General features: G+C 62.4%; 11 protein-coding genes. 8 read left to right on the top strand and 3 right to left on the bottom strand.

Annotated elements, in window-relative coordinates:
* The first annotated feature begins 546 nt into the window (after positions 1-546).
* Positions 547-1,488: a haloacid dehalogenase type II gene (locus tag BQ8794_RS08290; RefSeq protein WP_342187796.1), complete on the top strand. Its 942-nt coding sequence runs from the start codon at positions 547-549 to the stop codon at positions 1,486-1,488.
* 37 nt (positions 1,489-1,525) lie between these two features.
* On the opposite strand, the gene BQ8794_RS08285 is transcribed toward BQ8794_RS08290, so the two are convergent.
* From BQ8794_RS08285 to BQ8794_RS36295, 3 genes are all read right to left on the bottom strand, one after another.
* Entirely contained in the window at positions 1,526-1,975 is a 450-nt protein-coding gene (locus tag BQ8794_RS08285) for a DNA polymerase III subunit chi (RefSeq protein WP_077375467.1), read from the bottom strand.
* A gap of 19 nt (positions 1,976-1,994) precedes the next feature.
* Positions 1,995-3,506 carry a leucyl aminopeptidase gene (locus tag BQ8794_RS08280; protein WP_077375695.1) on the bottom strand — a complete coding sequence of 504 codons (1,512 nt, stop codon included), beginning with the start codon at positions 3,504-3,506 and terminating at the stop codon, positions 1,995-1,997.
* A gap of 101 nt (positions 3,507-3,607) precedes the next feature.
* The gene (locus tag BQ8794_RS36295; RefSeq protein WP_077375464.1) at positions 3,608-3,844 is read right to left on the bottom strand and encodes a hypothetical protein; all 237 of its coding nucleotides are present in this window, start codon (positions 3,842-3,844) and stop codon (positions 3,608-3,610) included.
* A 113-nt stretch (positions 3,845-3,957) separates the two neighbouring features.
* Between BQ8794_RS36295 and BQ8794_RS08270 the strand changes: the two genes are divergently transcribed.
* The 7 genes from BQ8794_RS08270 to rsmA all read left to right on the top strand — a co-directional run bounded on the left by BQ8794_RS08270 (position 3,958) and on the right by rsmA (position 12,011).
* Positions 3,958-4,272, top strand: a complete 315-nt coding sequence (locus tag BQ8794_RS08270) for a hypothetical protein (RefSeq protein WP_143744492.1) — start codon at positions 3,958-3,960, stop codon at positions 4,270-4,272.
* Entirely contained in the window at positions 4,269-5,471 is a 1,203-nt protein-coding gene (gene lptF, locus BQ8794_RS08265) for an LPS export ABC transporter permease LptF (protein WP_077375459.1), read from the top strand. The genes BQ8794_RS08270 and lptF overlap by 4 nt, the downstream gene beginning before the upstream one ends.
* 16 nt (positions 5,472-5,487) lie before the next feature.
* Complete coding sequence (lptG, locus tag BQ8794_RS08260) at positions 5,488-6,570, top strand: LPS export ABC transporter permease LptG (protein ID WP_077375456.1); 1,083 nt, start codon at positions 5,488-5,490, stop codon at positions 6,568-6,570.
* A 128-nt stretch (positions 6,571-6,698) separates the two neighbouring features.
* Complete coding sequence (locus BQ8794_RS08255) at positions 6,699-8,987, top strand: LPS-assembly protein LptD (protein ID WP_425293527.1); 2,289 nt, start codon at positions 6,699-6,701, stop codon at positions 8,985-8,987.
* A gap of 204 nt (positions 8,988-9,191) precedes the next feature.
* Positions 9,192-10,124 (top strand): peptidylprolyl isomerase, encoded by a 933-nt coding sequence (locus tag BQ8794_RS08250; protein ID WP_167378674.1) that lies wholly within the window; start codon positions 9,192-9,194, stop codon positions 10,122-10,124.
* Positions 10,121-11,149, top strand: coding sequence for a 4-hydroxythreonine-4-phosphate dehydrogenase PdxA (gene pdxA / locus BQ8794_RS08245; RefSeq protein WP_077375689.1), 1,029 nt, complete (start codon positions 10,121-10,123; stop codon positions 11,147-11,149). The genes BQ8794_RS08250 and pdxA overlap by 4 nt, the downstream gene beginning before the upstream one ends.
* Positions 11,150-11,171: 22 nt before the next feature.
* Entirely contained in the window at positions 11,172-12,011 is an 840-nt protein-coding gene (gene rsmA, locus BQ8794_RS08240) for a 16S rRNA (adenine(1518)-N(6)/adenine(1519)-N(6))-dimethyltransferase RsmA (RefSeq protein ID WP_077375450.1), read from the top strand.
* Positions 12,012-12,045: the final 34 nt, after the last annotated feature.

Here is a 12,045-nt window from a genome sequence, read left to right as displayed (position 1 = left end):
CATTCGACGCCATCAACTGCAAAACCGGACAACCGGCATTTCCGAGATCATGCCATAATCGGACATTTTGCAGATTTGCCTCTTTGACTGCGCTACAACAAGGCACAGATGGTGCTTAACGGGGTCTGCATGATGCGGGCAATCCGATCCGCCTTGGCAATCGTCCTACTCTCCGTTTCCGCTTTCGGAGCCGATAATTCTCCTGGAGAGGATGCGATTGGGAGCCTCCTTGTCAAACCGAAGGCCTGGACGATGTATTTGGAGTTCACGGACGCGGCGATGCCCAGCGACCGAGCCCAGAAGATGATCTGGGCGTACTTTCAGCGTGATCAAAAGGTAATGGGACGCCGGATCGGCCTCGCATTTGGAGGCTGCGATTTTGAACTCTCGTTGAGAAGCGACGGGTTCAGTTTTCGTTGGTGCCCGCCCCTTGACGCCAGCGGGCCATTACTCGTTTACGATCCGAGTGATCCACAATACCCCTTCAAGAGTCACGGCCCGCAAAAGATCTGGCTCAAGGCAAACGAATGAAAGAGGGTCGGCGCGATGGTGGCGCCCGCCACCCTTCCGCTCATGCCGCTACCGGGTTGTTGCCAGCGCCCAACCCACTGGAATTTCGGTAACAGTGCCCTTTGTCTATTTTGCACAGCCGTCATCGCGCGTAAGTCCGACCGCATCGCCGAGCAAATTGGCAAGGCCGTGAAACAGGGAAAACGAGGCAGGCGACGAAGGAAAAATAGTGTGCGGATCAAGGAGCCGATTGGGATGCTGTTGGATGGTGTACGTGCGCTGTTATTCGACGTGTTCGGCACTGTCGTCGATTGGCGCAGCGGCGTGGCGCGCGAAGCTGAGCCGTTCCTGAAGCGGCATGGAGCAGGATCCGCTATTCCTACCGCTTTCGCGGATGCGTGGCGTCGCCGTTACTCCCCAGCAATGGAGGAGGTGCGCAGCGGCCGGCGGCCCTTTACACGGCTCGACGTGCTGCATCGGGAGAATCTAGAAGCCGTTTTGCCAGAATTCGGGATCGACCCGGCTTCGGTGCCAGCGTCCGAGCTGGACGAACTGAACCTGGCATGGCACCGATTGGAGCCATGGCCGGACGTGGTGACCGGCCTTGCACGGCTCAAGGCCCGCTATATCATCGCGCCGCTCTCGAACGGCAACATCGTCCTCATGCTCAACATGGCGAAGCGTAGTCGCATCCCCTGGGATGCGATCCTCGGCGCCGAAGTCGTGCAAGCCTACAAGCCTGCGCCGGAAGCCTATCTTCGCACCGCTGACGTCCTGGCAATGAAGCCGGATGAGATCTGTCTTGTGGCCGCCCACAATGGCGACCTTGCAGCGGCTCGGGCATGCGGATTGCGAACAGCCTTTGTCCAGCGTCCGACCGAGCACGGGGTTGCGCAGACCACGGATCTGCACCCTGATCAAGCCTGGGACTTGGTGGCCAGCGACTTCATTGACTTGGCTGAACGACTTCAGTTGTAGCAATCCCAGGTTGCGGATCGCCAAGCGGCAGTCGTTATTACGCCTTGCGTTCCCAGCGCCGGTCTGACGTCTGCTGCCAATAGGTGACTGCGTGGCCGGCTTCCTTCATAGTCTTCCAGTGCGTGCGCGCCGCCTCGACCTGGGCCGCATCGTGGCCGTCGAACAGGAACACGGCGCGCTCATAGCCGGTGAGCTTCGGCGGCACCGCGCCGTCAACCAGGAAACGTATCTGCGCCTCGTTCGGATTGTCATGGCCGGTTGTCAAAAGGATCGGCTGCTCGGCCAGATAGGATTCGCGGTCCGTCGCATGCGCCAGGAAGGAATCGTCCCTGAAGGTCCAAAGATGCTGGTCCAGCGCGTCGCGCCGTTCTTCGGAGCCGGTCTGTACCACGGCACGCCAACCGCGATCGACACTGCGCTCAAGCAGGCCGGGCAACGCATCCTCCAGAGTCGATTCGGTCAGGTGGTAGAACAGGACGTCGGCCATGATCGCGCCTTGAAAGGCCTCACTCCTCGTAGTTGTCGCGCACCAGCCGGTCGAGCAGCCTGACGCCGAAGCCGGAGGCCCATGACTGGTTGATCTCGCTGGACGGCGCGCCCATTGCGGTGCCGGCGATGTCGAGATGCGCCCAGGGTGTATCCCTAACGAAGCGCTGCAGGAACTGCGCCGCGATGATGGCGCCGCCATAGCGGCCGCCGATATTCTTCATGTCGGCATTTTTCGAATCGATCAGCTTGTCGTATTCGGTGCCGAGCGGCATCCGCCACACTCGTTCCTGCGTCGCCTGCCCGGCGCTCGTCAGCCGGTTCGCCAATTCGTCATTGTTGGAGAACAGCCCGGCATAGTGCTGGCCGAGCGCGACCATGGTGGCGCCGGTCAGCGTCGCCAGATTGACCATGAATTTCGGCTGGAAGCGATCGCTGCAGTACCACAGCGCATCGGCCAGGACGAGGCGGCCTTCGGCGTCGGTGTTGAGCACCTCGATGGTCTGGCCCGACATCGAAGTGACGATGTCGCCGGGGCGCTGCGCATGGCCGTCGACGGCATTTTCCACCAGCCCGATGATGCCGACGACATTGGCCTTGGCCTTGCGCGCGGCCAGCGCGTGCATCAGCCCGGTCACCGCGGCCGCGCCGCCCATGTCGCCCTTCATGTCCTCCATGCCGGAGGCCGTCTTTATCGAGTTGCCGCCGGTGTCGAAAGTGACGCCTTTGCCGACGAAAGCAATCGGGCTGTCCTTGGCCTTGCCGCCGTTCCATCGCATGACGGCCAGGCGCGCCCCACGCGGCGAGCCTTGCGCGACGCCGAGTAGCGCGCCCATGCCGAGCTTCTTCATGTCCTTCTCGACCAGGATCTCGACCGCGACGCCGAGCGCCTCCAGTTCGTTGACGCGGGCGGCGAATTCCACCGGCCCCAGTATATTGGCCGGTTCGTTGACCAGATCGCGCGCCAGGAGCACGCCGTCGATCACCGCCACCTCGTCGGCGAAGGCCTTTTTCGCCGCCGCCGGATCGGCGGTGTGGATGGTCACCTTAACCGGCTTTTTGGGCTCGGCCTTGTTGCCGTCGCGCTGGCCGTCGCCATTGTCCTTTTTCGTCTTGTACTTGTCGAAAGCATAGCTGCGCAGAAGAATGCCCGCGGCAAGCTTTGCCGCTTGCCTGCCGCCGACGTCAGCACCCGGCAAATCGAGCATGACCGCCACCTCCGTCGCCTTGCGCAAGGATGCAGCGATGGTGCCGCCAAGCTTGAGCCAGGCATAGTCGTCGAGCCCCGAGACCTTGCCGGCGCCGACCGCCACCAGCCGGTCGAGCGACGTGCCCTCGGGCGCCAGCACTTCGACCAGGCCGGCGAACTTGCCGGAAAAGTCGGCCACCGGAAACGCCCGCTCCAGGGTCTTTGCCGGATCGCAAGCCTTTGCCGCGTCGCCGAGACCGCCATCGTTGGCCGCCAGCACGAAGACGCTGCCTTTTTTGGGCACTGCGAACCTGGCAAAGGCGATCGAAGGTCTCGAAGTCATCATGTCCTGCTTTCGGGAAGGGCGTTGGGTTTTCGGGAGAGTGCCTTGACGAAACTAGATATTTGGCTGTTTCCGACCGGAAGCACCACCCCCATTTTCAATCATCGCCCCTGCCTGGCGATCTGCTGCGTGATTGTGTTGGCCTGAATTCTGGCTTTGGCGAAGCAACCGCGAATGCTTGGGCGCATGCCGGTAAACCACAGGCCGGGCAATTCGGTCTCGGGAGTGCCTGCGGGATAGTCGACGCCAGGCGGTGTCGAGAGATCGCGATGCGAGTTGAGATGCAGGCGCTGGTGCCGCCGATACCACGGTTCGGCAAGCCGGTTTTTCCAGGACAAGCCTCGGCACGCCCGCCACGATCGCGGCGTGAAAAACCGATTCCTGGCCGGTTTGGCTGCGCAATTCTGTCACTTCCGCTTTCATGCCTGTACCTGTCGCAGCCACGGCGGCCATGTCAGTGACCGGCGCGACATTTGGTCGTTTTCCGGCATTTGGCAAGACTTTGCCGGAATCCGATCCCATATGGCAGATGGAATCGATGGCGATTCGTCGCGGCACGGCCCCGCTTTACTGCCGCAACCAGTTGTTAACCATTGATGTTCGCCCTTTCTTATCCAATGCCGCCGACACTCCGGCCACCGGAAACAACGATGTGGGACGGGAACCAGATCGAACCGCCAGCGGACCGGTTGTGCAGGCGTCGCCGGGCGACTACCTTGTCTGGAGGCATGATGCCGTTCGGCAAAATCGAGAAAAGCCTTCATGAAGGTCGTTGAACGCTACATCATGCGTCGTGCGTTGGCGGTCTTCCTCGCAGCGCTCATCTGGACGCTGGCGATCGTGTGGACGACGCAGGTGCTCGCCCGCATCGATCTCGTGACCGACAGCGGGCAGTCGGCGCTGACCTTCTTCGAGGTCGCTGCGCTGATCATTCCGTCGATCGTCCCGATCGTCGTGCCCTTCGCCCTGGTGGTCGCGGTCGCGCAGACACTGAGCGCGATGAATTCCGATTCTGAGCTTGCCGTCTTGAACGCCGCAGGCGCTTCGCGCTGGACCATCGTCAGGCCGATCATGCTCTTGGCGCTGGCGGCCAGTGTATTTTCGTTCGCCGTCGACAACGGCGTCGACCCCTATGCACGACAGAAAAACCGCGAGCTGGTGGCGTCGTCGCGCGCCGATCTTCTGTCGCTCATCATCCAGGAAGGCACCTTCCGCAAGATCGACGACGGCCTGTTCCTGCAGATCGGCGAGCGGCTTCCGGACAACCGCCTTGGCGGTATTTTTGTCGCCGATTCACGCGAAGAAGGCGTCAACCTCATCTACTACGCCAAGAGCGGCGCCATCATCGAAAGCGGCGACGAGAGGGTGCTGATGATGAACGACGGCGTCATCCATCGCAAAACGCTGGCCGGCGATCTTTCGGTCATCCGGTTCACCTCCTATGCCTTCGACCTGTCGGCCTTCATGTCGGCCTCATCGGAGGTATTGCTCTTGCCGAAGGACCGGACGACACAGTACCTGCTCAATCCCAGTGCGAACGACAAGATGTTCCAGAAAAGGCCGAACAAGTACCTGGCCGAGGTCCACCAGCGTTTCTCCGAATGGTCCTATTCACTCGTTTTCGCGCTGATCGCACTTGCGGTCGCGGGAGACGCGCGCTCCCATCGCGAGGCGCGCATTCATCCGCTGATCACGTCTATCGCGATTGCCCTTTTCGTGCGCTGGCTCGGTTTCTTTGCCGCTGGGAAGGCCGACAACATTCCGCAATACGCCTATATGGTCTACGGCGTTCCTATCGTGGCGTCCGCAGTCGCGACATGGTTCATCGTCTCCAACCGGACCATGGAGCTGCCGGTCGCCTGGGCCGACTGGATGACGAATTTCGCCGGCCGCTTCGGTGACGGCTGGAGCGCCCTGAAGCTCCGCTTCGCCAGGCGCGGCGCTTCTGGCCAAGGGGCCGGCTGATGGGCTGGACACGCTAATGGGCTGGACTCTGGGCAGATACTTCTTCTTCCGCTACGTGACGATCACCATCTGGTTCTTCGTCGGCCTCCTGGCGCTTGTGTTCCTGATCGACTTCACCGAGCTTTCCGGCCGCACGACCGGCTTGCCGGGTTTTACCTACGGCACGGCGTTTGCCATTTCAGGGTTGCGAATGCCGATGATCATGCTGCAGACGGTGCCGTTCGTCGGCCTGTTCTCGGCAATGGCGACGCTGGTCTCGCTCAATCGCAGGTATGAACTGGTCATCGCGCGTTCCGCCGGCGTATCCGCATGGCAATTTCTGCTGCCGTGCTGCATCGGGGCGCTGCTGTTCGGGGTGTTGTCGGTCGGCGTCATCAATCCGATGGCAGCGTATGCGTTTTCCTGGTCCGAAAAAATGGAAACCCAGCTCCGCTCCGGCAAGTCGAACACTGTCTCGGCTGACGCCGAGCCCTGGATCCGGCAGAAAACCAGTTCCGGCGATACCATCATCGGCGCGCGCGCCATCCTCAATCAGGGCCTGGAGATGGCCGACGCCGCCTTCTTCGTCCTCAACCCGCAAGGCGACATCGTCGAACGCAAGGACGCAGCGCACGCCTATTTGCGGGATGGCTACTGGGAACTGCAGAACGTCAAGGTGTTCCGGGACGGCAACATCCAATCGGTAGCAACCGACCGCATACCGACCGATCTCAAGCCCGAGTTCGTGCAAGAGCGGCTGGCGCGCCCGGAAACCATCCCGTTCTACGATCTGCCCGGCAAGATCGAGGTTGCCCGCTCCTTCGGCCTCAAGGCAAATGCCTTTGCCATGCAGTTTGATTCATTAGTAGCGCTGCCATTCCTTCTCGTCGCCATGACTTTGATCGCCGCAACGGTGTCGATGCGATTTGCGAGGATGGGACAATCAGCGACGATGATTCTGGGTGGCGTCCTGGCCGGGTTTCTGCTTTATGTCGTGACAGTGCTGGTCAAGGCATTCGGCGTGGCGGGATTCGTACCCACAGTCGTGGCTGCATGGGTTCCGGTTGTCGTGGCTATGTTCTTCGGGGTGACTTTCTTGCTGTACAAGGAAGACGGCTAGTGAGGGGGGCGGTTTTGCGCATCCATAGGCAGGCCGATTCGGCGCGCCTCTATGGGGCGAGCGCCTTGGCGTGCCTGCTCGCTTGCGTCGTTCCGAGTATCCCGGCTTTTGCCCAGGATATCAGCGGCATGGCAGCCGACGTTCCCGCCGGTTCGCAAATGCTGCTGGCGGCGGATACGCTGGTCTATGACAATGACAACCAGACCGTAACGGCCGTCGGCGGCGTGCAGATCGATTATGGCGGCAACCGCCTCGTCGCCCAGCGGGTGGAATACAATCGCAACACCAAGCGGCTCGTCGCCAGCGGCAATGTCGAGGTCATCAACAGCGACGGCACCAAGATCTATTCGCAGCATGTCGATATCACCGACGATTTCGCCGACGGCTTCGTCAACGCGCTGCGTGTCGAAACCGTCGACAAGGCCTATTTCGCCGCCGAAAGCGCGGAACGCATGGGCGGCGTGCTGACGACGTTCCACAACGGCGTCTACACGGCGTGCGAGCCGTGCGAGGACCAGCCGGACAAAGCGCCTACCTGGCGCATCAAGGCCAGAAAGATCATCTGGAACGGCGAAAAGAAGACGGTTCGCTTCGAGAATTCGAATTTCGAGTTCTTCGGCTTTCCGCTCGCCTATCTGCCGGCCTTCGAGATTGCCGACCCGACCGTCAAGCGCAAGAGCGGCTTCCTGATCCCCGGCATCACCTACGAGAGCGATCTCGGCATCGGCGTCAAAGTTCCCTATTATTTCGCGCTCTCACCAACTTACGATCTCACCGTCACCGGCAGCGGCTATACCAAGCAGGGCTTCCTCGGCGAAGCCGAGTGGCGCCAGCGCTTCAACAACGGCCAGTACAGCCTGAAGATCGCCGGCATCCGGCAAGTAGATCCCGACGAGTTCATCAACAGCGACGGGCACAACGTCGATTCCGGTCCGGCCGGCGACCCGAACAAGTTTCGTGGCATGATGGGCACCAAGGGCCAGTTCGCTATCAATTCGCGCTGGGACTTCGGCTGGGATGTCCTGTTGCAGACCGACAAGAACTTCTCACGCACCTACGCCATCGAGAACTTCAACGACAGCGTGCATCGCTCCTCGATCTACCTGACCGGCCTGAACGGCCGCAACTATTTCGACGTGCGCGCCATGCGCTTCGAGGTCCAGGAAGAGACACTCCCTGACGATCCGACCGCACTTGCCGGCAAGCAGCCCTGGGTGCTGCCCTCGCTCGATTACGCCTACATCCCCGACATGGCGGTGGGCGGCGGGCAGTTGTCGTTCAATGTCAACGCCCAGACCATCAGCCGCGACAAGCTGGATACGGTCCTTGCCGATCCGAACAACAATGCGTCCGTCAACAGAGTCCGCGGCATCGAGGGCCAGTCGGGCCGTCTCACCGCCGAAGCGGAATGGAAGCGCACCTTCACCACCGATGGTGGGCTGCTGCTGACGCCGCTGCTGGCGCTGCGCGGCGACGCAGGCTATCTCAATGCCTCTTCGGGATCGCTCAATGCCATCAATCAGATGGCGTCCAACCTCGGCGTCGACGACGATATGCGATCGTCGCTCGCCCGCTTCATGGCGACCGCCGGGCTGGAAATGCGTTGGCCGGTGCTGTTCTCGTCGACCAGTACCAGCCACATCTTCGAGCCGATGGCGCAGGTGTTCGTGCGTCCGAACGAGCAATATGTCGGCGGCCTCGCTGTCCCCAACGAGGACGCGCAGAGCTTCGTCTTTGACGCCACGACATTGTTCGAGCGCGACAAATTCTCCGGTTACGACCGCTTGGAAGGCGGCACGCGCGCCAATGTCGGGCTGCGCTATTCCGGCGCCTATGACAATGGCTGGAGCACCAACGCGCTGTTCGGCCAATCCTACCAGCTTGACGGCCAGAACTCCTTCGCTGCGCCGGACCTGGTCAACGTCGGCGCCGAATCGGGCCTGGAGACCGAGACCTCCGATTATGTCGGCCTTGTCGGCTTCAACAGCCCCAGCGGGCTTTCCGGCTCGGTCAGCGGCCGTTTCGACGAGCAGAGCTTCGAGATTCGCCGCGCCGAGGTGAAGGCAGCCTATTCCGGCCTGCCGATTTCGTTCAGCGCCAAATACGCCTTCATCCAGGCTCAGCCGCTCTATGGCTTTACGACCGATCGTAACGAGGTCACGCTCGGCGCCTCGGCGCAACTTGCCGAGAACTGGCGAGTCTTCGGTACCGGCACCTACGATCTCGAGCAAAGCGTCCTGGTCAAGGACGGGGTCGGCTTTGCCTACAGTGATTCATGCTTCACCTACTTGATGACGTTCTCGGAATCCCGCGACCTGAGCACTAGGGAAGTGACGCAGAATATCGGTTTCAACCTGTCGTTTCGCACGCTCGGCGATTTCGGCTCGACGCAGAGCTCCCTCAACACTGTCCAGTAGCAGACCACTGGCCAATAACGGGCGGGCGGAACGGGCGGCCGGCCAACGCACCAGCCCGAAAAATTCAAACTGTTTGAGCGTGCGTCGTGCGTCAAAGTGGACGCACATCGCAGCTAACGACATCGTTTCGCCGCATAGGGCAGGCACGAGTTCCAGTTCCCTCAGAATGCGATAAAATTGGGCCGGAACCGAGATAGGATTGGGATGCTTTCGATGAGGAAATACCTCTTTTCGGCAGGGTTCGCGCTGCTGGTGGCGGCGACCTCAGCCTCGATGACCATGATGACGCCGCCGGCTTTCGCCAGCCAGATCAAATACGTCGTCAACAACGTACCGATCACCACTGGCGACATCCAGCATCGGGCTGCCTTCCTGCGCCTGCAGCGCAAGAAGGGCAATGCCGCCGAGGAAATGATCGAGCAGACGCTGCGCGTCGCCGAAGCCAAGCGTCTCGGCATCCGCATCAGCGACGCCCAGGTCGACGCCGCCTACCAGCGCTTTGCCACCACCAACAAGATGCAGCTCAAGCAACTCGATGGCGTCATGGCGCAGTCCGGCGTCGGCAAGGAGCATTTCAAGGAGTTCATCCGCTCCCAGATGGCATGGAACCAGGCGCTGACCGCGCGCAATCGCTCAGAGAGCGGCGGCGCGTTGAGCGAGCAGGACGCTGTCAGGCGCATGCTCGACAAAGGCGGCGCCAAGCCGACCGCCATGGAGTACATGCTGCAGCAGGTCATTTTCGTCGTGCCGGCGGCCGAGCGCAGCGCGACGCTGTCCAAGCGCAAGCGCGAGGCCGACGCCATGCGCGCCCGCTTCAACGGCTGCAACACCTCGCGCGAATTTGCCAAGGGCCTGATCGACGTCACGGTGCGCGATCTCGGCCGGATACTGGCGCCGCAATTGCCGCCGGACTGGGCCGACCAGATCAAGGTCACCAAGGTCGGCGGCGCCACCCCCACGCGCGAAACAGACCGCGGTGTCGAGTTCATCGGCATCTGCTCGTCGCGCGAAGTGTCCGACGACAAGGCCGCCCAGATGGTGTTCCAGAGCGAAGGCACGAGTGGCAAGGACGCCGACGAGCTCTCCACGAAATATGTCGAGGAGTTGCGGAAGAAAGCCCGCATCGTCGAGCGCTGAAGCCGCCAGAGGCAGCACTGGCGCTGAGCGCCGGTGATCCATCCGGCGTTGGGCCGGAAATCGCCATTGCCGCCTGGCAGGCGCGCGACAGCGCCGGTGTGCCGCCTTTCTATCTTATAGCCGATCCGGCGCTGATTGCCGCACGGGCGCGCCTGCTCGGCGCCGATGTGCCAATCACGGAGACAGTGCCAGCCGAAGCGCAGCGCGTCTTTGAGCGCGCCCTGCCCGTCATGCCGCTTGCCGCCCGCTTCGTCGACGACCCCGGCCGGGCGGACCCGGCCAACGCCGCCGGCATCGTCGAGGCCATCGACCGTGCTGTTGACGACTGCCTTGGCGGTCGCGCAGCGGCGGTCGTTACGTGCCCGATCGCCAAGAAGCCGCTCTACGATGCCGGCTTCCGTTTTCCCGGTCACACTGAGTATCTGGCGCATCTGGCGACGCTCCACACCGGCACACAAGCAATGCCGGTGATGATGCTTGCCGGTCCCGAGTTGCGCACGGTTCCGGTCACCATCCACATTGCGCTGCGCGATGTGCCGGAAGCGCTGACGACGGATTTGATCGTCGCGACCGCCCGCATCACCGCCGCCGACCTCGAATATCGTTTCGGCATTGCCAAGCCGCGGCTTGCCGTTGCCGGCCTCAACCCGCATGCCGGCGAAGGCGGCGCGATGGGCGCCGAGGACGAGCGCATCATCCGCCCGGCGATCGAAAGGCTGAGGGCGGAGGGCATCGACGCTTTCGGGCCGCTGCCGGCCGACACGCTGTTCCACGCCCGCGCCCGAGCCGGCTACGATGTGGCGCTGTGCATGTATCACGATCAGGCGCTGATCCCGGCTAAGGCGCTGGCGTTCGACGAGGCGGTCAACGTTACGCTCGGCCTACCCTTCATCCGCACTTCACCCGATCACGGCACCGCTTTCGATATCGCCGGCAAGGGCATAGCCCGGGCCGACAGCCTGATCGCGGCGCTCAGGCTCGCCCGCAGGCTTGCCGACATCGGGGCGAAGGCTGCTGCCGCATGAGGCTTTGCATGAGAGCGGTCGCATGAGCACCGACGGGCTGCCGCCGTTACGCGCGGTGATCGAACGCCACGGGTTGCAGGCGAAAAAGGCGCTCGGCCAGAATTTCCTGCTCGACCTCAACCTTACCGGCAAGGTTGCGCGTGCCGCCGGCGACCTGACGGACGCCACGGTAATCGAAGTCGGTCCGGGTCCGGGTGGCCTGACTCGGGCGCTGCTGTCGCACGGCGCAGCTCGGATCATCGCCATCGAGCGCGACGAGCGCTGCCTGGCAGCGCTCGCGGAGGTATCAGATCACTATCCGGGCCGTTTGGAAATCATTGCCGGCGACGCGTTGAAGACGGATTTTGCAGCGCTTGCCGAAGGCGCACATGGGGGCAATGGACCTGTGAGGATCGTTGCCAACCTGCCCTACAATATCGGCACCGAACTTTTGATACGCTGGCTGACCGCCGCCGAGTGGCCGCCCTTTTACGCATCGATGACGCTTATGTTCCAGCGCGAGGTGGCCGAGCGCATCGTCGCCCGCCCCGGCAGCGATGGCTATGGCCGGCTGGGCGTGCTGGCAGGCTGGCGAACGGAGGCAAAAATCGTTTTCGACGTGCCGCCGCAAGCCTTCACGCCGCCGCCCAAAGTGGTGTCGTCGGTGGTGCATCTGGTGCCGCGGGCAAATCCCCTGCCCGCCGAGGTCAAGAAGCTCGGCCGCGTTACCGAAGCGGCCTTCGGCCAGCGCCGCAAAATGCTGCGGCAGAGCGTCAAGAGCCTCGGCGGCGAAGCCCTGCTCAGCCGCGCCGGCATCGATCCGACGCGGCGGGCGGAAACCTTGAGCGTCGAGGAATTCGTGCGACTGACCAACGCGGTGTGATTGCGCCGGCCCCTAGAGCGGGATGAATTGAGTC

It is taken from the genome of Mesorhizobium prunaredense (genome assembly GCF_900156895.1).
GTDB classification, from domain to species: domain Bacteria; phylum Pseudomonadota; class Alphaproteobacteria; order Rhizobiales; family Rhizobiaceae; genus Mesorhizobium; species Mesorhizobium prunaredense.
The sequence above is the reverse complement of the archived record's forward strand: the minus strand, read 5'-3'. Positions and strand labels throughout refer to the sequence as shown.